Source organism: Arthrobacter zhaoxinii (assembly GCF_024385505.1).
Taxonomy (GTDB): domain Bacteria; phylum Actinomycetota; class Actinomycetes; order Actinomycetales; family Micrococcaceae; genus Arthrobacter_B; species Arthrobacter_B zhaoxinii.
This window is the reverse complement of record NZ_JANFLT010000001.1, coordinates 415,642-439,824: the sequence shown is the minus strand read 5'-3', so window position 1 is coordinate 439,824 and position 24,183 is coordinate 415,642. Positions and strand designations below refer to the sequence as shown.

Annotated in this window: 17 protein-coding genes; 14 read left to right on the top strand and 3 right to left on the bottom strand. The window is 67.3% G+C overall.

Annotation, left to right across the window (positions count from 1 at the left end):
- Window position 1: 1 nt before the first annotated feature.
- The 11 genes from NNX37_RS02015 to tuf all read left to right on the top strand — a co-directional run bounded on the left by NNX37_RS02015 (window position 2) and on the right by tuf (window position 10,893).
- Window positions 2-1,414, top strand: a complete 1,413-nt coding sequence (locus NNX37_RS02015; protein ID WP_255790530.1) for a lyase family protein — start codon at window positions 2-4, stop codon at window positions 1,412-1,414.
- Window positions 1,411-2,223 carry an alpha/beta fold hydrolase gene (locus tag NNX37_RS02010; protein WP_255790529.1) on the top strand — a complete coding sequence of 271 codons (813 nt, stop codon included), beginning with the start codon at window positions 1,411-1,413 and terminating at the stop codon, window positions 2,221-2,223. The genes NNX37_RS02015 and NNX37_RS02010 overlap by 4 nt, the downstream gene beginning before the upstream one ends.
- 4 nt (window positions 2,224-2,227) lie before the next feature.
- Complete coding sequence (gene pcaC, locus NNX37_RS02005; RefSeq protein ID WP_255790528.1) at window positions 2,228-2,632, top strand: 4-carboxymuconolactone decarboxylase; 405 nt, start codon at window positions 2,228-2,230, stop codon at window positions 2,630-2,632.
- A 58-nt stretch (window positions 2,633-2,690) separates the two neighbouring features.
- A complete protein-coding gene (locus NNX37_RS02000) occupies window positions 2,691-3,890 on the top strand; it encodes a thiolase family protein (RefSeq protein WP_255790526.1) in 1,200 nt (399 codons plus the stop codon).
- Window positions 3,891-3,922: 32 nt separating this feature from the next.
- On the top strand, window positions 3,923-4,606 hold the full coding sequence (locus tag NNX37_RS01995; protein ID WP_255790525.1) for a 3-oxoacid CoA-transferase subunit A: 684 nt from the start codon (window positions 3,923-3,925) through the stop codon (window positions 4,604-4,606).
- Window positions 4,603-5,268: a 3-oxoacid CoA-transferase subunit B gene (locus NNX37_RS01990; protein ID WP_255790524.1), complete on the top strand. Its 666-nt coding sequence runs from the start codon at window positions 4,603-4,605 to the stop codon at window positions 5,266-5,268. Before NNX37_RS01995 ends, NNX37_RS01990 begins: the two co-directional genes overlap by 4 nt.
- A gap of 19 nt (window positions 5,269-5,287) precedes the next feature.
- Complete coding sequence (locus tag NNX37_RS01985) at window positions 5,288-6,070, top strand: IclR family transcriptional regulator domain-containing protein (RefSeq protein WP_255790523.1); 783 nt, start codon at window positions 5,288-5,290, stop codon at window positions 6,068-6,070.
- Window positions 6,071-6,411: 341 nt separating this feature from the next.
- Window positions 6,412-6,786 carry a 30S ribosomal protein S12 gene (gene rpsL, locus NNX37_RS01980; protein WP_146361060.1) on the top strand — a complete coding sequence of 125 codons (375 nt, stop codon included), beginning with the start codon at window positions 6,412-6,414 and terminating at the stop codon, window positions 6,784-6,786.
- Between the two features lies 1 nt (window position 6,787).
- Window positions 6,788-7,258, top strand: a complete 471-nt coding sequence (gene rpsG, locus NNX37_RS01975; RefSeq protein ID WP_146361062.1) for a 30S ribosomal protein S7 — start codon at window positions 6,788-6,790, stop codon at window positions 7,256-7,258.
- Window positions 7,259-7,368: 110 nt separating this feature from the next.
- Window positions 7,369-9,483 carry an elongation factor G gene (gene fusA / locus NNX37_RS01970; protein WP_255790522.1) on the top strand — a complete coding sequence of 705 codons (2,115 nt, stop codon included), beginning with the start codon at window positions 7,369-7,371 and terminating at the stop codon, window positions 9,481-9,483.
- Window positions 9,484-9,702: 219 nt separating this feature from the next.
- Entirely contained in the window at window positions 9,703-10,893 is a 1,191-nt protein-coding gene (tuf, locus tag NNX37_RS01965; RefSeq protein WP_230021153.1) for an elongation factor Tu, read from the top strand.
- 49 nt (window positions 10,894-10,942) lie between these two features.
- On the opposite strand, the gene NNX37_RS01960 is transcribed toward tuf, so the two are convergent.
- From NNX37_RS01960 to aroA, 3 genes are read right to left on the bottom strand one after another with little or no spacing between them, the layout of a single operon-like run.
- Window positions 10,943-12,940 carry an oxidoreductase gene (locus tag NNX37_RS01960; RefSeq protein ID WP_255790521.1) on the bottom strand — a complete coding sequence of 666 codons (1,998 nt, stop codon included), beginning with the start codon at window positions 12,938-12,940 and terminating at the stop codon, window positions 10,943-10,945.
- A gap of 20 nt (window positions 12,941-12,960) precedes the next feature.
- Window positions 12,961-14,211: an acyl-CoA dehydrogenase family protein gene (locus NNX37_RS01955; protein ID WP_255790519.1), complete on the bottom strand. Its 1,251-nt coding sequence runs from the start codon at window positions 14,209-14,211 to the stop codon at window positions 12,961-12,963.
- Window positions 14,208-17,243, bottom strand: a complete 3,036-nt coding sequence (gene aroA / locus NNX37_RS01950; RefSeq protein WP_255790517.1) for a 3-phosphoshikimate 1-carboxyvinyltransferase — start codon at window positions 17,241-17,243, stop codon at window positions 14,208-14,210. Before aroA ends, NNX37_RS01955 begins: the two co-directional genes overlap by 4 nt.
- A 547-nt stretch (window positions 17,244-17,790) precedes the next feature.
- On the opposite strand from aroA, the gene NNX37_RS01945 reads away from it, so the two are divergent.
- The 3 genes from NNX37_RS01945 to rpsJ all read left to right on the top strand — a co-directional run bounded on the left by NNX37_RS01945 (window position 17,791) and on the right by rpsJ (window position 24,173).
- Window positions 17,791-23,202, top strand: a complete 5,412-nt coding sequence (locus NNX37_RS01945) for a hypothetical protein (RefSeq protein ID WP_255790515.1) — start codon at window positions 17,791-17,793, stop codon at window positions 23,200-23,202.
- 32 nt (window positions 23,203-23,234) lie between these two features.
- Complete coding sequence (locus tag NNX37_RS01940) at window positions 23,235-23,366, top strand: hypothetical protein (protein WP_255790513.1); 132 nt, start codon at window positions 23,235-23,237, stop codon at window positions 23,364-23,366.
- Window positions 23,367-23,864: 498 nt separating this feature from the next.
- Entirely contained in the window at window positions 23,865-24,173 is a 309-nt protein-coding gene (gene rpsJ / locus NNX37_RS01935; protein WP_146361073.1) for a 30S ribosomal protein S10, read from the top strand.
- The last annotated feature ends 10 nt before the right edge of the window (window positions 24,174-24,183 follow it).

Here is a 24,183-nt window from a genome sequence, read left to right as displayed (position 1 = left end):
GGTGGGTGCAGCGGACAGCGCGGACTACGGGCTGCTCTCCCCGGCCTGGGCGGGAACGCCGGCCGCGGAACTGACCGGAGACCGCCAGCTGCTCCAAGCCCTCCTGGACGTGGAACTGGAATGGGTCCGTGTGCTGGCCTCCGCCGGGCTGGCCGATCCGGACGCCCCGGCTGCCGTTGCGGCCGTCAGCGACGCTTCCCGGTACGACGCCGCCTCCCTCGCAGAGCGTGCGCAGGGCGGCGGAAACCCCGTCATCCCGCTGCTGGCCGACCTCCGTGCCCAGGCCCGGGAAGTTTCGCCGAAGGGTGCGGCCGCGATCCACCGCGGTGCCACCAGCCAGGACATCATGGACACCGCCCTGATGCTGCTGGCCCGCCGCGCCCTGGACACGGTCCTGGCGGATGCGGACCGCGCTGCGGCCGCCCTGGGCGACCTGGCCCGCCGCCACGCAGCAACCCTGTGCGTGGCCCGGACCCTGACCCAGCACTCGCTGCCCTCCACCTTCGGCCTGCGTGCCGCCCAGTGGCTGCACGGCGTCGGCTCCGCCGCCCAGGGGCTGCGCACAGCCTCCGACAACCTCCAGCTGCAGTGGGGCGGTGCCTCCGGAACACTGGCGGCGCTCACCCTGGCCGCCGGTTCCGCACCCGGCGGCGGAACTGCCACTGCCTTCGACCTCACCGCACGGCTGGCCCACGGCCTCGGCCTGGCCGACCCCGTGGCACCCTGGCAGACCAACCGGCTGCCGGTGACCGCGCTGGGTGCCGCGCTGCAGGACTTCACCGCAGCAGCCGGGAAGGTTGCCAACGACGTCCTGCTGCTCAGCCGCCCGGAAATCGGTGAGGTCTCCGAACCACGCGCCGCCGGCCGCGGCGGCTCCTCCGCCATGCCGCAGAAGCAGAACCCCGTCCTGTCCGTCCTGATCCGCAGCGCGGCCCTGGCCGCTCCCGGCTACGGCATGCAGCTCAACGCCGCCGCCGCAGCCGCAGATGATGAACGGCCCAGCGGCTCCTGGCACGTGGAATGGCAGGCCCTGCGCTCCCTGCTGCGCCTCGCCGGGGGAGCGGCGGCCAAGCTGGCTGAACTGGCCGAAGGCCTGCAGGTGTCCACGGACGCCCTGACCCGGAACCTCGAATCCGCCGGACCGCTCGTGGTCAGCGAAAAGATCATGGCCGTCGTGGCGCCCCTGCTCGACGACGGCATGCCCGGACGCGGCAAGGAAATCGTCGCCGCCACGGTGGCCCGCTCGCTGTCCTCCGGCGAGCCCTTCGAGGAACTGCTGCGCGCTGCGGTTCCCCCGGAGGTCCTTTCCGATGCGGAACTCAAGAGTGTCCTCGACCCCGCCGAATACCTAGGGGAGGCCGCCGCCCTCATTGAGCGGATCACCGCTGCCTACCCCGGAAAGCCCTCAGCATGAGCATCCCCGCCATCAAGGCGTCCCGCCTTTCCAACGCCGGCCCCGCGGCCCCCGTCCTGATCGCCGGCCCGTCACTGGGCACCGCGTCCATGCCGCTGTGGAGCCGGGCGGCCGCCGCCCTGGACACCTTCACGGTCATCGCCTGGGACCTGCCCGGCCACGGCGCCAGCCCCGCTGCAGGGGAACCCTTCAGCCTCGCGGATCTGGCCTCCGCCGTGGCCGCACTGGTGACCGGTGCCCGCAGCGCCGGAGATATTCCCGCGGATGTCCCGGTCTTCTATGCCGGGGTATCGCTGGGCGGCGCCGTCGGGCTGCAGCTGGGCCTGGACCACGGGTTCCTGTTCGACGGCGTGGCCGTCCTGTGTTCCGGCGCCAAGATCGGTGAGGCAGACGCCTGGGAGGAACGGGCCGAAACGGTGCGCCTCCAGGGCACGCCCACCCAGGTGGTGGGTTCGGGGCAGCGGTGGTTCGCGCCGGGCTTTATGGACCGGGAGCCGGCCGCCGCAGCGGCACTGCTGCACTCGCTCCAGGACGCAGACCGCTTCTCCTACGCCCTGTGCTGCCGGGCACTGGCCGGCTTTGACATCCGGGACCGCCTCGCGGACATCACGGTCCCCGTGCTCGCCGTCGCAGGCGCCGACGACGCCGTCACCCCGCCGTCGTTCGCGCACCTCATTGCCGACCGCGTAACCAACGGAACTGCCGCCGTCGTCGACGACGCCGCACACCTGGTCCCGGTGGAGCAGCCGGCGGCCACCGCAGAACTGCTGAAGGATTTCTTCGGCGCACAGTACCTCGAAGGGAACTAACCCAGTGATCGCAGATGCCAACAAGAGCCGGCAGGACGTATACAACGAGGGCATGGCAGTCCGCCGCGAGGTCCTCGGCGCCGAACACGTGGACCGGGCCAACGCCGGCAAGGACGAATTCACCACCGACTTCCAGGACCTGATCACCCAGTACGCCTGGGGCACCATCTGGACCCGCCCAGGCCTGCCGCGCACCATGCGCAGCGCCGTCACGCTGACCGCCCTGATCGCCCACGGCCACCTGGAGGAGTTCGCCATGCACGTCCGCGCCGCGCTGCGCAACGGCCTGGACCGCGACGAGATCAAGGAGATTGTGCTGCAGTCCGCCATCTACTGCGGCGTCCCTTCCGCCAACTCCGCCTTCAAGGTGGCCCAGGGCGTCTTCCGGGAGATTGACGCTGCGGCCTGAGCCGGCGGCAGCCCTTCCCCCTCTTTCAGTTTCCGCTTTTTCAGTTCAAGGAGCACCGGTGAACCAGGCCTATATCTACGACGCAGTCCGTACCCCCTTCGGCAAATTCGGCGGGGCCCTCGCCGGAGTCCGCCCGGACGACCTGGCCGCACAGGTCCTGAAGGCCTCCGTGTCCCGGGCCCCCGGCCTGGACCCCGAGCGGATTGACGAAGTGGTCTTCGGCAACGCCAACGGCGCCGGCGAGGAAAACCGCAACGTGGCCCGTATGGCCACCCTGCTGGCCGGCCTGCCCACCTCGATCCCGGGCACCACGGTCAACCGGCTCTGCGGCTCCTCCCTGGACGCGGCAATGATCGCCTCGCGGCAGATCAACACCGGTGAAGCGGACCTGATGCTGATCGGCGGCGTCGAGTCCATGAGCCGCGCCCCCTGGGTGCTGCCCAAGAACGAAAAACCGTACCCGGCCGGGGACCAGACCCTGGCCTCCACCACGCTGGGCTGGCGTCTGGTCAACCCCGCCATGCCGAAGGAATGGACCGTTTCCCTGGGTGAGGCCACCGAGCAGCTGCGCGAGAAGTACGGCATCACCCGTGAGCGCCAGGATGCGTTCGCCGCAGCCTCGCACGCCCTCGCCGCAAAGGCGTGGGACGAGGGCAAGTACGCGAACCTGACGGTCGCCGTCGACGGCGTGGACCTGGACCGCGATGAAAGCATCCGCGCCGGCTCCACCGTGGAGAAGCTCGCCACGCTGCGCACCGTTTTCCGCCCGGCCTCCGAGGATGTCTCAGGCGGCACCGTCACCGCCGGCAACGCCTCACCGCTGAACGACGGCGCCTCCGCCGCCTGGCTGGGCAGCGAAAACGCCGCCGGGATCCTCGGCCTGGCCCCGCTGGCCCGGATCGCCGGCCGCGGAGCCGCAGCCAACGAACCCCAGTTCTTCGGTTACGCCCCGGTGCAGGCGGCAAACACCGCGCTGAAGCGCGCCGGCATCAGCTGGAGCGACGTCGGCGCTGTCGAACTCAATGAGGCCTTCGCAGCCCAGTCCCTGGCCTGCCTGGACGCCTGGGACGTGGACCCCGGCATCGTCAATGCCTGGGGCGGCGCGGTAGCCATCGGCCACCCGCTCGGCGCCTCCGGCACCCGCATCCTGGGCACGCTCGCCCGCCGGCTGCAGGAATCGGGTGAGCGCTGGGGCGTGGCCGCGATCTGCATCGGCGTGGGCCAGGGCCTCGCCGTCGTGCTTGAAAACGCCAACTAAGAATCCAGCCGCTACAAGACGTAAGGAATAACGTGCTCAACATTGTGCAGGACGTCGATGAGGCAGTCGCGCCCATCCATGACGGCGCCACCGTCATGATCGGCGGGTTCGGACGGGCCGGGCAGCCGGTGGAGCTCATCGAGGCGCTGCTGCGCCAGGGCGCCAAGGACCTGACCGTGGTCAACAACAATGCCGGCAACGGCGAACAGGGCCTGGCCGCCCTGATCGGCGCCGGCCGGGTGAAGAAGATCATCTGCTCCTTCCCGCGCCAGTCCGACTCGCAGATCTTTGACGCCAGGTACCGCGCGGGGGAGATTGAACTGGAACTGGTGCCCCAGGGCAACCTGGCCGAGCGGATCCGCGCCGCCGGTGCGGGCATCGGCGGATTCTTTACGCCCACCGCCTACGGCACGCCGCTGGCGGAAGGCAAGGAAACCCGGATGATCGACGGCCGCGGCTACGTCTTCGAAACTCCGCTGCACGCGGACTTTGCGCTGGTCAAGGCACTGCGCGCCGACAGGGCAGGCAACCTGATCTACCGGAAGACTGCCCGGAACTTCGGTCCGATCATGGCCACCGCCGCGAAGACCGCCATTGTGCAGGTCCGGGAGATTGTCGACATCGGCGGGATAGACCCCGAAGCCGTGGTTACCCCGGGAATCTACGTCAACAGCCTGGTCCGCGTGGACCGGGAGAAAGCGCCGGCTGCAGCATGAGCAACAGCACCGAAAAACTGGGAAAGAACGACCTCGCTGCCCTGGTGGCAGCGGACATTGCCCCCGGATCCTTCGTGAACCTGGGCATCGGCCAGCCGACTCTGGTTTCGAACTACCTTCGGCCCGAGCAGAACGTCACCCTGCACACTGAAAACGGGATGCTGGGCATGGGCCCCGAGGCCACCGGCGACGAGGTTGATCCGGACCTGATCAACGCCGGCAAGATCCCGGTGACCGAACTGCCCGGTGCCGCCTACTTCCACCACGCAGACTCCTTTGCCATCATGCGCGGCGGGCATCTGGACGTCTGTGTCCTGGGCGCCTTCCAGGTCTCCGCGTCCGGCGACCTGGCCAACTGGCACACCGGCGCTCCCGACGCCATCCCCGCCGTGGGCGGCGCCATGGACCTGGCCACCGGTGCGAAGGACGTCTACGTCATGATGTCCCTGTTCACCAAGGACGGCCTCAGCAAACTGGTGAAGGAATGCAGCTACCCGCTCACCGGCGTGGGATGCGTCACCCGCGTCTACACTAGTGAGGCGGTCTTCCTGCTGAAGGAGGACGGCGTCCATGTCCGTGAGACCTTCGGCACCACCTTCGAAGACCTGGCGGCAAAGATGGACATCCCGCTGATCCGCGCCGCGGCAGACGGCCGGCAGTAACAAAGCACCTGGGGGATACATGAGCACGACGGCACCGGCCAGCGGCCAGTATGTTCAGTCGCTGGCCCGCGGGCTGCTGGTGATCCGGGCGTTCGACGCCGAGCACGTGCAGATGACCCTCAGCGAGGTCTCCCGCCGCACCGGGCTGACCCGGGCAACGGCCCGCCGCTTCCTGCTCACCCTCGCGGAGCTGGGCTACGTCCGCACGGACGGACGGACCTTTGAACTCACGGCGCTGGTGCTGCAGCTGGGGTACTCCTATCTGTCCGGCCAGTCCCTGCCCCAGCTCACGCAGCCGGTGCTGGAGGACCTCTCCCGGGAGATCTCCGAATCCACTTCGGCGTCCGTGCTGGACGGAGACGAGATTGTCTACATTGCCCGCATCCACACCCGCAGGCTGATGACCGTCGGCATCAGCGTGGGCACCCGGTTCCCCGCCTACGCCACCTCCATGGGCAGGGTGCTGCTGGCAGGGCTTCCCGAGGACCGCTTCGAGGACTACGTCTCCGGTGCGCAGCTGCGCCCCCTGACGGAGCGCACCGTCACGGACCCGGACCGCCTTCGTGCCGTTGTGGCACAGGTGCGGGAACAGGGCTGGGCCCTTGTGGACCAGGAACTGGAACTGGGTCTGCGGTCCGTGGCCGTTCCGGTCCTGGACCCGCAGGGAGCAGTGGTGGCAGCACTCAATACCTCCATGCAGGCCACGGTTGGGTTTACGCTGGAAGAGGCGGCCGCCCGCGTGCTGCCGCACCTGCAGCAGGCGTCGGCCACGATTACCGCGGCCCTGGCCGCCCGCAGTTAGTGACGCTGCACGCACTTTCCTCGGGGAGGCGTTAAGTCTGCTAGACTGAAAACCAATTGTTTGTGTGGCAGTGGATGAAGGCCGCTCGCGTGCCCTCCGTGGAGAGATACTCGGAGGAATGCATTCCGTAAGGAATGGGCGGGCCTGTTTCCGGGTTGCGGGGTCCTTGCGCAACGAATGCCACACTTTTGCACGCCTACGGTCGCTTTCGGCGAGAATATCGGAACTTCTCGGGGCATTGCGGCAACGACTTGAAGCGCGTCGCCCCGGATCCGGCTCTCAGCCGGCAGCGGGACGAGGCAACCAGAGAATTATCTCGAGAAAAAACGGAGAACACGAAAGTGCCTACGATTCAGCAGCTGGTCCGCAAGGGCCGCTCACCCAAGGTCTCCAAGACCAAGGCTCCTGCCCTCAAGGGCAGCCCGATGCGCCGTGGTGTCTGCACCCGCGTTTACACCACCACCCCGAAGAAGCCGAACTCGGCTCTGCGTAAGGTTGCACGTGTCCGCCTCAACGGCGGCATCGAAGTAACCGCATACATCCCCGGTGTGGGTCACAACCTTCAGGAACACTCCATCGTGCTGGTGCGCGGCGGTCGTGTGAAGGACCTTCCCGGTGTCCGCTACAAGATTGTCCGCGGTGCCCTCGATACCCAGGGTGTCAAGAACCGCAAGCAGGCTCGCAGCCGCTACGGCGCGAAGATGGAGAAGAAGTAATATGCCCCGCAAGGGTCCGGCCCCCAAGCGGCCGCTCGTACTGGATCCCGTCTACGGCTCCCCGCTGGTCACGCAGCTGATCAACAAGGTTCTGGTAGACGGCAAGAAGTCCACCGCAGAGCGCATCGTTTACGGTGCACTTGCAGGCGCCCAGGAGAAGACCGGACAGGATCCGGTTGCAGCCCTGAAGAAGGCAATGGACAACATCAAGCCGAGCCTTGAGGTCAAGTCCCGCCGTGTCGGCGGCGCTACTTACCAGGTTCCCGTCGAGGTCAAGCCGGGCCGTGCAACCGCACTGGCTCTGCGCTGGCTCGTCGGCTACTCCAAGGCCCGCCGCGAGAAGACGATGACTGAGCGTCTGCGCAACGAAATCCTGGACGCTTCCAACGGTCTTGGTGCAGCTGTGAAGCGCCGCGAGGACACCCACAAGATGGCCGAGTCCAACAAGGCCTTCGCCCACTACCGCTGGTAATACGCCAAGCTGACGGCAGCCGCTGACGGCCCTGTGGCCCGCTTTTGCGGGCCGCAGGGCTTCAGCCGGATAAGCGCCGTTGACGGAAGCAACCAAAAAAGGGAGAAACCGTGGCACTTGACGTGCTTACCGACCTGAATAAGGTCCGCAACATCGGCATCATGGCCCACATTGATGCCGGCAAGACAACTACCACTGAGCGCATCCTGTTCTACACGGGTGTCAACCACAAGATCGGCGAGACCCACGACGGTGCGTCCACGATGGACTGGATGGCACAGGAGCAGGAGCGGGGCATCACCATCACCTCCGCAGCTACCACGTGCTACTGGGACAACAACCAGATCAACATCATCGACACCCCGGGTCACGTTGACTTCACTGTCGAGGTTGAGCGGTCCCTGCGCGTCCTCGACGGCGCCGTTGCTGTCTTCGACGGCAAGGAAGGCGTGGAGCCGCAGTCCGAGACTGTCTGGCGCCAGGCCGACAAGTACGACGTTCCGCGTATCTGCTTCGTCAACAAGATGGACAAGCTCGGCGCTGACTTCTACTTCACCGTAGACACGATCATCAACCGCCTCGGCGCCAAGCCGCTGGTCCTCCAGCTGCCGATCGGCTCCGAAAGCGAATTCGAAGGCGTCGTTGACCTCATCGAAATGCGTGCACTCACCTGGCGCGGCGACGCCAAGGGTGACGTGACCATGGGCGCCAAGTACGAAATCGAACCGATCCCCGCAGAACTGCAGGAAAAGGCCGAATCGTACCGCGCGCAGCTCGTCGAGACCGTTGCTGAAGCCAGCGACGAACTGATGAACAAGTACCTCGAAGGCGAAGAGATCAGCATTCCGGAGCTGAAGGCCGGCATCCGTAAGCTGACCATCAACTCCGAGGTCTACCCGGTTCTCTGCGGCTCTGCCTTCAAGAACCGCGGTGTGCAGCCGATGCTGGACGCCGTCGTCGACTACCTGCCCAGCCCGCTTGACGTCCCGAACATCAAGGGCCACGACATCCGCGACGAAGAGGTCATCCTCGAACGTGCCGCTGATGCCAAGGCTCCGTTCTCGGCCCTGGCGTTCAAGGTTGTGACACACCCGTTCTTCGGCCGTCTGACCTACATCCGCGTGTACTCCGGTCACGCTGCTTCCGGCGCCCAGGTCATGAATGCGACCAAGCAGAAGAAGGAGCGCATCGGAAAGCTCTTCCAGATGCACGCCAACAAGGAAAACCCGGTCGAGGAAATCACGACGGGCCACATCTACGCCGCCATCGGCCTGAAGGACACCACCACGGGCGATACCCTGTGCGACCTTCAGGAGCCGATCGTGCTGGAATCCATGAGCTTCCCGGAGCCCGTGATTTCCGTGGCCATCGAGCCGAAGACGAAGGGTGACCAGGAGAAGCTCTCCACGGCCATCCAGAAGCTCTCCGAAGAGGATCCGACCTTCCAGGTCTCCCTCGACGAAGACACCGGCCAGACCATCATCGCCGGCATGGGCGAGCTCCACCTGGACATCCTGGTGGACCGCATGCGCCGCGAGTTCCGCGTCGAGGCAAACGTGGGCAAGCCCCAGGTCGCCTACCGCGAAACGATCCGCCGTGCAGTCGCCAAGCACGACTACACGCACAAGAAGCAGACCGGTGGTTCGGGTCAGTTCGCAAAGATCCAGATCGCCATCGAGCCGCTGGACACGTCCGACGGCACGTTCTACGAATTCGAGAACAAGGTCACCGGTGGTCGCGTTCCGCGCGAATACATCCCCAGCGTTGACCAGGGTATCCAGAGTGCACTTACTGACGGTGTGCTCGCCGGTTACCCGGTTGTCGGCATCAAGGCGACGCTGCTTGACGGCGCGTACCACGACGTCGACTCCTCGGAAATGGCGTTCAAGATTGCCGGACGTCAGGCTTTCAAGGAAGCCGCACGTATGGCAAGCCCGGTCCTGCTCGAACCGCTGATGGATGTTGAAGTCCGCACCCCTGAGGAATACATGGGTGAAGTTATCGGTGACATCAACTCCCGTCGCGGCCAGATGCAGTCCATGGAAGACGCAGCCGGCGTAAAGGTCATCCGGGCACACGTCCCGCTGTCCGGCATGTTCGGCTACATCGGCGACCTGCGGTCCAAGACCCAGGGCCGCGCCGTGTACTCCATGTCCTTCAACAGCTACGCCGAGGTCCCGAAGGCAGTTGCCGACGAGATCATCCAGAAGACGCGCGGCGAGTAAAACTTGGAGGGTGGAACGGTTTCAACCGGACCACCCGCCGTGTGCGCCCGGTCCGGGCTTCGGCCCGGACCGGGCGCATAGCCAGACTGAGCGGCCTTGCGAGGCTGCTGCGGAAATCGGCAATTTCATCAAATAAACAGCCCCAAGTAGACTTACATCAGTTTCAGTTGCGAAAAGCGCGGCTGGAGATTGAGTCTTCTAACTCTCTAGGAGGAACCCGTGGCGAAGGCAAAGTTCGAGCGGACTAAGCCGCACGTCAACATCGGCACCATTGGTCACGTTGACCATGGTAAGACGACGTTGACCGCTGCCATTTCGAAGGTGCTTGCTGACAAGTACCCTGATCTGAATGAAAAGCGCGATTTCGCTGCTATCGACTCTGCACCTGAAGAGCGCCAGCGCGGCATCACCATCAACATCTCGCACATCGAGTACCAGACCGAGAAGCGCCACTACGCACACGTAGACGCCCCCGGCCACGCTGACTACATCAAGAACATGATCACTGGTGCAGCACAGATGGACGGCGCAATCCTCGTGGTTGCCGCTACCGACGGTCCGATGGCCCAGACCCGCGAGCACGTTCTGCTCGCCCGCCAGGTTGGCGTTCCCTACCTGCTGGTCGCACTGAACAAGTCCGACATGGTTGACGACGAAGAACTGCTCGACCTCGTGGAAATGGAAGTTCGCGAACTGCTGAGCTCCCAGGACTTCGACGGCGACAACGCTCCCGTCGTCCGCGTTTCCGGCCTCAAGGCTCTCGAAGGCGACCCCAAGTGGGTTGCAGCCGTCGAAGAGCTCATGGAAGCCGTTGACAACAACGTGCCGGACCCCGTTCGCGACAAGGACAAGCCGTTCCTGATGCCGATCGAGGACGTCTTCACGATCACCGGTCGTGGAACCGTTGTCACGGGCCGCGCCGAGCGCGGTACCCTCGCCATCAACTCCGAGGTCGAGATCGTCGGCATCCGTCCGGTCCAGAAGACCACGGTTACCGGTATCGAGATGTTCCACAAGCAGCTTGACGAAGCATGGGCCGGCGAGAACTGTGGCCTGCTGCTCCGCGGCATCAAGCGCGAAGACGTAGAGCGTGGCCAGGTTGTCGTAAAGCCGGGTTCCATCACCCCGCACACCGACTTCGAAGCCAACGTCTACATCCTGTCCAAGGATGAAGGCGGACGCCACAACCCGTTCTACTCGAACTACCGCCCGCAGTTCTACTTCCGCACCACGGACGTAACCGGCGTCATCACCCTCCCCGAGGGCACTGAAATGGTTATGCCCGGCGATAACACTGAGATGAGCGTTGAGCTCATCCAGCCGATCGCAATGGAAGAGGGCCTCGGCTTCGCTATCCGCGAAGGCGGCCGCACCGTTGGATCAGGCCGCGTCACCAAGATCATCAAGTAATTTGATGGTTTAGCCTGAACCTCATCGGTTCTTAGCAGGGCCCCGTTGCTTATGGCAGCGGGGTCCTGCTGCTTTTAACCCCCGGCTGCACCGGTGTCCGCCCGGTCAGCTGCCGCGCCACCGCTGTGCCTGCACTCAAGCCCTGATCGAAGGCCCGGACCGCGTTCAGCCCGGAGGCGTCCAGTGCTCCGCCGATCACCGTGCAGGGGACACCGCGGACCGCCAACGGGGCGTGGAGCGGATTATGCGGCACCTGCCCGGCGGCCAGCACGACGGCGTCAGCCGGCAGCAGTGCCGCGGCTCCGTCCCCGTCCCGCACCCGGAGCCCGTGGCGGGATAGTTCCAGCGGCGTGGTGCCGGGCATAGTCCGGACACCGGCGGCCCGGATCTCCTGCAGCACCGCCCACCGGGTGGACGGGCCGATGCCTGCACCGATCCGGGAGCCGCGGCGCAGGATCGTGACGTCCCGGGCACCGCCGGGTGCCCCCGGATCCACGAGCAGGCGGGAGAGGTCCACTGCGATTCCGCCCGCCCCCACAATCACCACGCGTGCCCCCAGCCTCGCCGGGTCCGCGAACGCCTGCCGGTAGTCCAGCACGGGGAGCAGGCCGCTGCCGGGCAGCGGCACGGGCCGCGGCCGCACCCCGGTGGCCAGGACTACATGCGCGTAGCGTGCCAGATGCGCGACGCCGGGGGCCGCGCCTGTCAGCACGTGGACGCCGAGCCGAGCCAGTTCATTGGTGAAATAGCGGATGGTCTGCAGGAAACCGGCTTTGCCCGGCACCTGCCCGGCGAGCCGGAACTGGCCGCCGATGGCCCCCTCCCGTTCATAAAGATCCACCGGATGCCCCGCCTCGGCGAGCGTCGCCGCGGCCTGCATACCGGCCGGACCGGCTCCCACCACTGCCACGCGTACCCCGGCGGGCGGCGGAACGGCCCGCAGCGGGAAGACGGTTTCACGCCCGGCCCGCGGGTTCACCAGGCAGGACACCGGCTCGGTACCCAGGGACCTGTCGATGCAGGCCTCGTTGCAGGCGATGCAGGTATTGACGAGGTGGGACTCGCCGCGCCGGGACTTGGCGACGATGTCCGGGTCGGCGAGGAAGGGCCGGGCCATCGAGATCAGGTCCGCGTGCCCGGCGGCCAGGGCACGCTCCGCGGATTCCAGCGAGTTGATCCGGTTGCTGCCGATCACGGGGACCTGAACTTCCGCGGCAGCGAGTGCCCCGCGGATCCCGCCGGCAATGTCCAGCCAGCGGCCGGGGGGAACCAAAGCCTGTACCGAGGGGACCCGGGACTCGTGCCAGCCGATGCCGACGTTGACGGCGTCCGCCCCGTCCCGTGCCAGTGCCACCGCCAGGTCAGCTGACTCCGCCCGTGTGCTGGAGCCCGCCGTGAAGTCAGCACCGGACGTGCGGTAAATGACGGGGTAACCGGTGCCCACGGCCTCCCGGACCGCCTTCAGCACCGCCCGCGGAAAGGCCTGCCTGTGCTGCGGATCCCCTCCCCAGCGGTCCCGGCGCCGGTTCGTCAGGGGGGAGGCGAACTGGTTGATCAGGTAGCCCTCGGAGCCCATGATTTCGACGGCATCGAAGCCGAGGGCGCGGGCTGCGGCAGCGCCGGCAGCGAAATCGGCGAGGGTGTCCTCGATCTGCGCCTGCGTGAGCGCGCGGGGCAGGCATTGGGAGAAGGCCGAGTAAACCTCTGACGGCGCCACGGGGCGGATGCCGAAGCTGGCTTCGAAGGCGTAGCGCCCCGCATGGAAGAGCTGCAGGGCCAGTTTCCCGCCGGCGTCGTGCACGGCGTCCAGCACCGGCGCCATCACGGCTGCCGCTGCGGGTTCGTTGATCAGCAGGTAGTTGGGACCGCCGGCACCGGCCCGGCTGACCGCAGCGCCTCCCGTGATAATCAGGCCGGCTCCGCCGGCGGCCCGCTCGCGGTAGAACGCGGCGAGGGCCCGGGGATCGTCCTCCCGGTTCAGATGCATCGACCCCATCACGATCCGGTGGTCCAGGTGCAGCGGACCGACGGAGACGGGGGAGAACACCCGGTCCAGCATGACGGGCGTCAGGGGCGGGCGGCCGGAGCCGTGCCGGGACCGGCAGGGGCAGGGGCGCGCCCGCCTGCGGGCGAGGGTGTCTGGATCCGGCCAAGAAGGCCGCGGGCAATCACGGTTTTCTGAATCTCGTTCGTCCCTTCTTCGAAGCGCTGTGCCCGGGCGTCACGGTAGACGCGTTCAATGGGCATGGTCTTCCAGTACCCCACGCCCCCGTGGACCTGCAGGGCCTTGTCCGTTACGCGGGTGAGCATGTCGACGGCGGTGAGCTTGGCCATGGAGGACAGGGATCCGGCGTCGGCCGTGCCGTCCTGCCACGCGGCGGCGGCATGCAGGGTCAGCGCGCGGGCCGCCGCGATGTCAGCGGCGTTTTCCGCCAGGGCGAAGGCGACGGCCTGCCGCGAGGCCAGTGGCTTCCCGAAGGTGGTGCGTTCCAGGGCGTAGGCGACGGCCAGCTGCTGGGCGCGCTGGGCCAGGCCGACGCAGCTCATCGCCACGGAGATCCGGCTGGGGGTGAGGAAGCCGCCCAGTGCCACGGCCAATCCGTCACCCTCCGCACCAATGCGGTTGGCGACGGGGACGGGAGTGTCCGTGAACGTCAGGGACGCGTGGTCGGTGCCGCGGACGCCCAGGGTGTCGGACGTGTCTTCCACTTCGACGCCGGGGGCGTGCCGGTCCACCAGTAGTGCCACCGTGCCCGCGCTTCCCGTGCTGCCCGCCAACCGGGCAAAAAGCAGCCAATAGTCGCACCGCACCCCGAACGTGATCAGATGCTTGCGGCCGGTGAGGTAGTACGTGCCGCCCGCCCGCCGCACACTCGAGCTGATGTCGGCGCCCGTGCCGTTGCCGGGCTCGGTCAGGGTGAAGGCGACCAGAAGGTCGCCGGCGACGGACGGGCGGATGAACGTCCGGCGCTGCACGTCGTCAACGTGCGGGTTCATGGCCCGCCAGGTGCCGTTGACCACGTGCACAATCATGCGGACCGAGGCGTGTGAACGGGAGAAGATTTCCATCAGCCCCATCCACTGGACAAAGCTCAGCCCCCGCCCGCCGAGATCCGCCGGCGCTGCCAGCGAGAGGAACCCGGCCCCGCGCAGTTCCTTCCACAGGGCGTCCGGCACGGCGCCGGTGGTTTCGATGAGTCCGGCCCATTCCTCGCCGGGACCCTCGACCCAGGCGGTAACGGCCGCCAGCAGGTCGAGGTACTCCGGCTCCGGAATGCTGCTGCCCCGTCCGTCGGCGGTGATGGCTGCAGTGGTCACTGGCTGCTCCGATCCGGTGCGGGGAAGCTGCGGGTGATTTCCCGCAGCAGGAACTTCTGCACCTTGCCGACGGCGTTGCGGGGGAGGGCGTCGACCAGCTCAAGGCGTTCGGGCCAGTAGTGCCTGGAGACATGGTGGCGGTCGAGGAACCCGGTAAGGTCCGCCAGCAGCGGGTGGTTCCCCGGCTCCGGGACCACGAAGGCGCAGGCCCGCTCGCCGAGGCGTTCATCGGGCATGGCGGCCAGGGTAACGTCGCGTACGGCTGGATGCCGGTAGAGCAGCTGCTCGATCTCGGCCACCGGGATTTTCTCCCCTCCGCGGTTGATGATGTCGCGAACCCGGCCGGTAATGCGCAGGAACCCGGCTTCGTCGAGGATCGCCGTGTCGCCGGTGCGGTACCAGCCGTCTTCGGTAAAGACTTCCTTGGTCAGGTCCGGGCGGTCAAGGTAACCGTCAAAGACGGTGGGAGAACTGAGCTCGAAGTTGCCTTCCACACCGGGCGGGAGGAGGCGGCCGTCGTCGTCGACAACCCGGGTCCGCACGCCCGCCAGCGCCCGGCCGTCGGTGCCCCACACCTTTACCGGTTCGTCCCGGGGCGAGGCCAGGGTGCCCAGGCAGGTTTCAGTGGTGCCGAAGGCACCGCAGATCCCGGCGCCCAGGACCCGTGTGGCACGTTCGGCCAGGTGCCGGGGGACCGCCGCCCCGGTGGCGACGAAGATGCGCAGGGTGGGCGGCGCAGGGGTGCCCGCGGCCACGGCGGACACCAGATCGGCCAGGAACGGGGTGGCAGCCTGGACGAAGGTGGCCCGCCAGCCGCGCATGAGCTGCAGGGCGCGTTCCGGGTTCCAGACCGGCTGCAGGATCTGCGGACAGCCGAGCACGAATGAGAGCCACATGCCGTAGAGGAAGCCGGTCTGGTGGGCCAGGGGCGATGGAATGAAGACGGCGTCGTCGCTGGTGAGGTCCAGATGCGCGGCTTCCATGGCCGCAGCACGGCTGAGTGTTCCATGCCGGTGCACCACACCCTTGGGTTCGCCGGAGGTACCGGAGGTGAACAGCAGCTGCGCCGCGTCCCGGGCAGTCGGTGCGGCCCCGGGATCCGGTCCGGCCGCAGGGCGCTCCTGCTGCAGGACCGTGTCCCAGTCGGCGAACCGCGGGCCGCCGCTGATGCGGGGGAGGGGACGGGCGGACGCCGGCTCCCGCAGCACAAGGACGTCGGCCAGGGGAAGCGGCGCTGGACCGGTTCCGTCCGGCCGCCGGAGGAGGCCGGCGAGTTCCTCGGCCGGCAGGCGTCCGCGGAACTCCTCCACGGTGACGAATACCCGGGCGGCGGCGCGGTGCAGTGCCAGTGCCACTTCGCGCTCCCGGAAGATCGGCATGATCGGTGCGGCGACGGCGCCGAGTCGGAGCACCGCCACGGTGAGGACAACGAATTCGCTCCGGTTGGGGAGCTGGAAAGCCACCCGGTCACCCGGCCGCACCCCCAGCTCCAGCAGCGCTGCAGCTGCGCGGTCCGCCTGCGCGTCGAGCTCGGCCCAGGTGAGGTGTCCCGATGCCCCGGTGCCGCCGTCGACCACTGCTGTTTCGTTGGGCCGTTCCGCGGCCCACCGCCGCACCCAGTCCGCGCCGGTCACGGCGGCGCAGGCTTCCACAGCGGCCGGCCCGGCAAAATTCCGGGGCCGGCTCCCCCGTGCGGTCCTGGCGGGGCGGCTGGGAAGGGGGCGGCGGATCACGCCGTCTTCCACCTGCATCCGCAGCCCGAAAGTGGTCATGGCGGCCAGATATTCCGGGTAGGAGATGCGGTAGGCATGGGGATAGGTCAGGGTGCTGCGTCCCTCCGCAGCGGAAGCTGCCACTGCAAGGGACATCAGGACCCGGTGGTCGTTGAAGGAGGAGAGATCCGCTCCGTCCAGGCCTCCGGTGCCGCGGATCGCCAGGGTGGAACCCTCCACGGTGAGGTCCGCGCCCATTGAGTTCAGCTGCAGCATGGCAGCTACCCGGTCAGACTCCTTCATCCGCACGTGGTCAATGTTCCGGAAGACGCTGCGGCCCTTCGCAAAGCAGGCCATGACGGTCAGCACGGGAAGCATGTCCGGCACGCGGCGGCAATCCACGTCGATCGGCTGCAGGGTGAGCCCCTGATGGCGGATCCGCACCGCGTCCGCTTCCGGATCGTAGGCCATGGGAACACCCATGTGGGCGGCAAGGTCCAGGAAATCGGCTTCGGGATGGTCGGAGCCGGCCGAGGAGGTGGAACGCAGCCCGGCAAGGGCAACATCGGCCGGATGCAGGGCTGCTGCGGCCAGGCCGAAAGCAGCGGATCCGATGTCCGGGGGCATCCTCACATCGGCCGGAACGGCCTGCTGGTCCGGCGGGATGCGAAAGCGCCGGCGGTCCGCGGAGGCCTCCACCTGCAGGCCGAAGCGCGCCATCATGGCGAGGGTCAGGTCCACATAGCTGGTTTCGTTCTGCGTGCCTTCCACCACCACCGTGGTTTCGGAACGGGCAAACGGTGCCAGCAGGAGCAGGCCGGAGATCCACTGGGACAGAGTTCCGGATATGCGGACTTCACCGCCGCGCGGCCGCCCGTGAGCCACCCGGAGGGGCGGGCAGTCGTTACTCGAAGCGATATCCACGCCCATGTCCCGGAGGGCCGCCAGCAATGCACCGATGGGACGGCGCTGGAAGTACTTCTGCCCGGTGACGACGACGTCGCGTGTCCCGAGCGCCGCGAGTCCGGCCATGAAGTACAGGGTGGTGCCGGAGCTGCCTGCGGAGACGCTCGGCCGCCGCGCAGTGTAGGGGCCGCCGTGGACAATGAACGTGTCATCCTGCACCTCTAATCCGGTCCCGAGCTGGCGCAGCATGGAGACCGTGTACTGCACATGGCGGGCATCGGTGAGTCCGGAAATCCGGCTCGTGCCCGGAGCCAGGGAAGCCAGGATGAGGGCCCGGTGGGCGTGGTATTTGGAATTGGGAACCTGCACCGTTCCGGTGATGCCCGCGTGCGTTCCCAGGACCGAAAGATACATGGCCGCAGGGCCTTTCCGTTCGTGGGGGAGCCTCCGGCTCATCTCGTGCGCCGACGCTAGCAGTTCGGAATCCCGGCGGGAACAGCCCGCGGGCAAACCGGTGGGCCGCCGGCACCATCCGGGCGACTGTGCCTGCACAGGCCGCCGGACGCCGGACACTGTACACATATGGGGCGGAGTAGTTACCGGGATGTGAGCCGGGGCACCCTAGGATGGTCTCCAGTCGAGCACAAAACCGGAAGGTAGCAGTTTCATGGGGGTCTTCCTTATATTCCTGGCCGCGGTCACCGCCAGTTTCTTCGTTGGCAGGACGGTGGGCAGGAAGGCTGCCCGGCCCGTGGACAGCCAGGGCAGGCCGCTGCCGCCACCGGCCCAGATCTACGAGGAGGGCTACCGGGCGGGATTCAGGGATTCAACGCGGTCCTCCGCTGGTTCGGCGCCTGCATCCGACCCGTCCCCGGCTACACCCCCGCCGGCCGGTTCCGGGTTTTCTGCCCCTGTCGCTCCTGGAGGCCCCCCGACCCGCCCCGGAACGGCGTCACCCTCCGTGCCCACGGCTCCCACCGGTTCGCCCCGTGATGTCCCGGCGGTTACCCGGGCTCCGCTGCCCGCAGCGCCGCCCGACCCGGTCCCGGTCGGGCGGCGGGCAGCCCCTGTCCCGGCCCCGGGTACCTCGCACCGGAACGCTGCTGATCAGCCCAGGCCCGTTCCTCCCAGGCCGGCTCCGCCGGTCAAGACCGAAGCACAGCTGAAGGAAGAGAAGCGCCGGCGGGACCTGCGCAACATCAACATCACGCTCTACTCAGCCAGCCTCCTGCTGGTGGCTGCTGCGGCACTGTTCATTGGCCTGGCCATCCCCGCAGAGGCACGCTTCTTCGGCGTCGTTGCCGTCACTGCGCTTTTCTATGTTTCCGGACTGGTCATACACTCCCGCAGCACGCGTCTGAAGCCGGCAGCCGTTGCCTTTACAGGCACCGGCCTGGCCCTGATCCCCGTGGTGGGACTCGCTCTGTTCAATTTTGTGCTGCCTGACGGTCCGGCAGCCTGGCTGGTGACCTCGGTGGTCGGAACGGCGGCGTTTGCCTTTGCCGCTGCCAAGATCGAGAGCAGGGTGGTCACCTACCTTGCCCTGACCTTCCTGCTGTCCTCGGGTCTTGCATCCGGTGCCGCACTGCGCTGGGGAATTGTCTGGTATTTCCTCTTCACGGTTATCCTCGCCACCTTGATCAGCCTCGCCGCCATCCGGCGTCCCGCCTGGTTGAACAACCTCTACGTAGATGCCTTTGTCCGTTCCCACCGTTATCTGGTTCCGGCCACGGCCATCGCTTCCGTCCAGATCTCCGGGCAGCTGAGCGCGGCACAGCTGGGCATCTTGTTCCTCTCCTTCGCGGTTTACTACGCCGTCATGCTCTGGCAGGGACCTGCCCGCAACCAGCTCGTCAACAGCTACGGGCTGCGGGCGGCGGGCACCGTGGGGCTCACATCCCTGTTCTACTCCTTTACGGACAGCAGTCAGCTGACGATGCTGGCCTTCGCCGTCCAGGTCGCCGCCCAGACCGCGGGGGTCCTGGCGCGACGCCCGCTGTACGGTACCGCCGCCCTGCTGCAGGTGGCGGCCAGGAGCACCGGCCTGCCGCTGGAAGCCGATCACCGTCCGCGGACGGAAGCAGGAGCGGTATCCGGCACGGATGCCGCTCCGCACGCAGCCGCTGCAGGCACCGGTGGGAAGCCGGTGTCACTACCGCCGGCACCACCGGCACCCCCTGCTCCGCCGGCAGCCGTGTCCCCGTCCGCCCCTGCCCCCGCCGCTACTGTCAGCCTCAAGAAGAAACCCGCCGTGGCTCCCGAAGCGGCGGCCCGCAGATTCTTCCGGGTGGATGTTGCCGCGCTTTTGATGCTGCAGGCGGGCACCGCTCTGGCCGCGGGGCTTTGGTATGCGTTTGCCGAGCGGCAGACTGCGGGTGGTTCCGCTGCCTTCGCCGGAACCGCCGTCGTGGTCCTGCTGACGTATCTGGCTGCCGCGTGGAAACTCGGCGGACGGCTTGAGTTCACCGTCGTGGTACCCGTCGCCCTCGCGTTCGTCCCCAACATGCTCGTGCCCGGCGGCACCCTGTGGCCGGGAGTCACAGCTACCGCAGTCCTCGTTGCCTACCTGGTGGTCCGGGCTGTGCGAAGCGGTGCGCAGGCGCGCCCCGTGTTTGTCCTCGCAGCACGCGCGGCGGCCGTCCTGCTGGTACCCCTGGTGGTCCTGGCCGCCCTTGCCGGCGCCGCAGGAGTAAACACGGCTGCCTGGGCCCTTGTCTGCGCCGTACTGGCACTGGCGGTCAACCAATCTGTCTCGGTTATCCGTATCTCGCGCGGAAAGGCGGAACGGTTCCCGGGTACCGCCATCGGCGCAGCAGCTGCCGGTGCCGCCGGGCTGACCCTGTTGCTGAGTGTCCAGGAGCGGCCCGGCGCGGCGTTGACCCTGGCCGCACTGTGGGCTGTTGTGGCCTCCAATGCGCTGACCTCCGGGCTGCGGCCCCGCGGACTGTACCTCCTGGCCGCACCCGCAGGATTCTCTGCCGCAGCGCTCATCGGTGCGGGCGTGTTCGGCGTCAGGGGTTACGAGCTGCTCACAGCCGTCGCCCTTTGCTACTGTGCGGTCCAGGCAGGGAAACTGGCACCCCGGACGCACCGGGGCTACTACATAGCGGCAGGCCAGGTGCAACTGACTGTCCTGACCGGACTGGTTGCCGCCGACTTCGGTGCCGGCGTGCACGGCATCTTTATCGCCGTGGCTGTCTGCCTGGCTGTCGAGCACCTGGTCCGGATCGTCTTTGACCGCCGGCTTCACGGTTTCGGCTTGTCCCGGACCATCCTGTGGACAGCATTGACCCTGCTCGGGATGCTGCCGCCGCTCTACTACATCCTCACCTATACCGCGGCACGGTCGGACACCGGCGTTGTCCTGCTGCTGATCGGTGCCGGGACTGCGGCCTTCACTCAGGGGGCCTATACCCTCGGCGCTGCGGGCCGCATCGGTTTCGGGGCGCTCCACCGGACCGGAATCGATTCCGCTCCGAAGGCTGCCGGGACTCTACCTCCAGCGGGCGGTCCGTACGCTGCCGGATCCAATGCTGCCATTGGTGCCGCAGTTGCAGCAGCGCTGGTAATGCTGCTCAGCGCCGGTGTGCGGATGGCCGGGGAAAACAGCGGCATTGCCACTGTGGCTGTTCTGGCGGGTGCCCTGGCCGTCAATATCTTTACCGCGCTGATGCTGCGCCGCAGCTGGCTTGCACTGGCGGCACCCGCCGGTTTCGCCGCTGCGGCCGTCATCGGCGCGGGGACACTGGGACTGGCGGGCTACGAGATCCTCGTGCTGGCGGCGCTTGGCTACTGTGCCTACCTCGTTCTGGGACGGAACAATGCCTTCCGCGGCGCCTATCTCCTGGCTGCCCAGATTCTTGCCGTTGTTCTGGCCGGGCTGGTGGCGGCCGATCTCACCGGAAGTATCCATTCGGTCTTCGCCACCGTGGCCGTCGCAATCGCCGTCGGACAGGTGCTGCGGATTTTCCTTGCCGGGAGGCTGGAACCGCTGGGCCTGGCATCATGGGCACGGTGGGGCGGGCTGGCCGCCTCCGCCGGAGTTCCCCTGACTTATCTCGGGCTGCAGGCGCAGGCAGCCCAGAGCGGCATGCTGATGTTCCTTCTCCTGTGTGCAGCCGGGGTGGCGGTCTTCAGCCAGCTGGCCGCCGTCGTCCAGGTGCGCAGGGGGAAGCCGCTTCAGCCGGCTGCCGGGTTCCTCACTGCGGCTGCACTCGTGGCGCTGCTGGCAACGGTTGCCTCCCGCGGAATCGAAGGGCAGGGGATCGGCTGGACCCTGGTGTTGCTGTGGACCGCGCTGGCGGCAAATGCTGCCACCTCACTGTTGCTTTCCGACAGGTATGCAGTAGCGGCGCTGGCAGGATTTGCTGCCGCCGGAGCGATAGGTGCCGGCGTCCTGGGGGTGCGCGGCTACGAACTGCTGGTCCTGGCAGCCTTGGCCTACGCGGCGTATCTCGCGTTGAAGCGGAAAGAGACGAATCAGGGTCTCTACCTGCTCGGCGTACAGGGGCTTCTGGTGGTGCTGACGGTCCTTGCAGCGGCCGATCTTGGGGTCGGCGTGCACGGCCTCTATATCGCCGGCGCAACGGCGCTGGCGATCCAGCAGCTGCTCCGTACGCGGCTGGAGCGCCGCCTCGACTCGCACGGATATTCCGAAACGTCGCAGTGGCTGAGCCTGGCGTTGCTGGTGCTCCTTCCGTTCTATTACGGTTTCCAGGCCGCACCAACAACCCAGCGCCTCGTGGTGGCACTTCACCTCTTCCTGCTCCTCGTCACCGCGTCCGCGGCGTTTATGCGCCGGCGCGGCGGTGGCGGGCCCCGGTCAGCCTGGGTTCTCTATCCCGCCGGGTACGCACTGGGTGCGATGCCGGTGGTCCTCAGTAGCGGAGGACTCGTCCCGGACCCGCTGCTTGCCTGGGGAGCGGCAGGGGCGCTCCTGCTTGCCCTTGCCGTGGCAGCACTGTGGGGGGAAGCCCGCCGGTCCCTCGATAAGCCCACCCGCACGGCGTTGCTTGTCATCGCCGTCAGCTATACCGCAACGGTCCTGGTAACCACTGCGCCGGGGGACAACAGCTTCCTGTCGGCGGCAGCCTTCGCAGTGGGCGGGGCGGTTTTCCTGGTTCTCTCCTACACCCGGAGCCAGCCGTGGCTGGCGGTTGGCCTGCCGCCCCTGCTTGTTGTCGGGATGATGTTCCTGTTCCAGGGGCTCCCCGATACTGTCCGCATCGAAGATGCGGGGTTCGCATCCCTCCTGCCCCTATGGGCCGCCTCGGCCGTCCTTCAGGCAGTCCGCCTGGCCACCCCGCTGAAGCACGTCGAAACATCCCGGCCCGGCAATGCCGCGCGCGGTGCCGTGCCGCCGTCGCTGCTGCGCCGGAGGATCCTGGGCTCGGCCTCCGCCTTTGTGCTGGCCTTTGCCGCCGTTCCCGCCATGGCACCGGATGTCTCCGCCGCAGCAGGATCACTGACCGTCGTTGCTGCCGTGGTGCTTGCGCTCTTCGAAGTACCCGCCCGGTTCCGTGAGCCGGCCGTCCAAGTTGCGGCCCTCGTGGCCGCACTGGCAGTGCAGAGAATCAGCTGGCTCGTCATGGGCGACGTGAATGGATTCTGGTCGCTGCAGTACTGGGCCGCAGTGCTGACCGGCCTGGCTGCCTACGAGTTCCTGCGGAAGCGTGACCGGCGGGGCACCGTGATCCTGGCGGTTGCCGCCGTCATCCTGTCCGCCAGCGGACTCACCACGGCTATTTTCGGGGGAGGCGGAAGGCAGCTCTGGGCATTGGTGGCACACGCCGGACTTCTGGTGTTCGGCCTCCTCGCCAGTAGAAGGCTGTTCACCCTCTGGGGTGCGGCCGGTGTTGTGCTGGCGGTGCTTTGGTACCTGCGCGGCTACACCTTCCTGCTCCTGGCACTGCTGGGCATCGGATTGATCGCCCTGGCCGTCTGGCGGCTGACGCGTGTGCGGACCGACGAGCCCGGGAATGCTCCGGGAATTCCGGGTACTCCGGTGCCCGGATACGCGCCGGCTGTTCCGGCTGCTCCGGAAACCGGGTACGCCCCTCCTGCGCCGGATGCCGGGTACACTCCACCTGCCCCTGCCCCTGCCCCTGCCCCTGCCCCTGCCCCTGCCCCTGCCCCTGCCCCTGCCCCTGCGCTCGGGTACGCCCCTCCTGCTCCGGAGGCCGGGTATGCCCCGCCCGTGGAGTCGACCCGGGGGAGTGGGCCGTCGGCACCCGGGTACCCGGAGGCGGACACCACGGACACCACTGCCGGCACGGGAAGCACGGCGGCCGAGCCCGGCAGCGGTGCGGGAGCCGGATCGGAGACAAACGCACCGGACCGGGCATCATCTGCGGAGGAGGACCGTACCCACTGACACCGGGATCACGGCTCCGCTAGGCTCGGAGGATGGAATTTCTTCTTCTTCTGGTGATCGTCGCTGCAGTCGCTGCAGGGGTGGGGTGGTCCCGTAAGCGGTTCCGGCCCGAGATCGAGCGGGCAAAGCGGATCCGCCGGGCCAACCGGGAGGACCGGCCCTGACTTTTCCGCCGGCCGGCGCCGGTGCGTTAGACTGGGGGAAGCTGAAAACGCTGCTCCCGGGGGTTTACTCCGGGAAGCGGCGTTCCCGGACTCGGGAAGCCCTGGAGGGAGACCTCCGGCGAGTGATGCCTGATTAGCCATCCATGCCCGAGTCTGGCAGACTAGAGAAGTTGTTCAAGCGCTTTTGTGCCCACACGCGCCCACGTTCCTGCGAACAGCAGGGAATGAGGCAGTGGTGAGATTGCGTCCCGGTCAGGATAATGCCTGATGCAGGGTCGGATCCTTAGGGGAAAGAGCCCATATATAACCCGCCCCTACTCTTGCTCGGCGTCGTCGGTCTCAACACCGCGACACGCCCGAGCGCGGGGGTCGGAGCCTCGGCAGGGTGAGGAACCCGGAATTATCCGGATTCAGTCTGTTGGAGGGGCGCCAGGCCGTAAGGCAGTTCGGTGCAAAAACTGTACAGAGAGCATTACTCGAAGAAAGAGGCACGACGCCATGGCGGGACAAAAAATCCGCATCCGGCTGAAGTCGTATGACCACGAGGTCATCGACGTATCAGCACGGAAGATCGTTGAAACGGTCACGCGTGCAGGCGCAACGGTAGTAGGCCCCGTGCCGCTGCCCACGGAAAAGAACGTTTACGTTGTTATCCGTTCGCCGCACAAGTACAAGGACAGCCGCGAGCACTTTGAAATGCGCACGCACAAGCGCCTGATCGACATCATTGACCCCACGCCCAAGGCCGTTGACTCGCTTATGCGTCTCGACCTGCCTGCAGACGTGAACATCGAAATCAAGCTGTAGGGGGGGAGCG

Coding starts and splice junctions, on each gene's coding strand:
- NNX37_RS02010 (WP_255790529.1), top strand. CDS start 1,411: ATGAGCATCCCCGCCATCAAGGCGTCCCGCCTTTCCAACGCCGGCCCC.
- NNX37_RS01990 (WP_255790524.1), top strand. CDS start 4,603: ATGAGCAACAGCACCGAAAAACTGGGAAAGAACGACCTCGCTGCCCTG.
- NNX37_RS01985 (WP_255790523.1), top strand. CDS start 5,288: ATGAGCACGACGGCACCGGCCAGCGGCCAGTATGTTCAGTCGCTGGCC.
- rpsG (WP_146361062.1), top strand. CDS start 6,788: ATGCCCCGCAAGGGTCCGGCCCCCAAGCGGCCGCTCGTACTGGATCCC.
- aroA (WP_255790517.1), bottom strand. CDS start 17,243: ATGTATCTTTCGGTCCTGGGAACGCACGCGGGCATCACCGGAACGGTG.
- NNX37_RS01940 (WP_255790513.1), top strand. CDS start 23,235: ATGGAATTTCTTCTTCTTCTGGTGATCGTCGCTGCAGTCGCTGCAGGG.
- rpsJ (WP_146361073.1), top strand. CDS start 23,865: ATGGCGGGACAAAAAATCCGCATCCGGCTGAAGTCGTATGACCACGAG.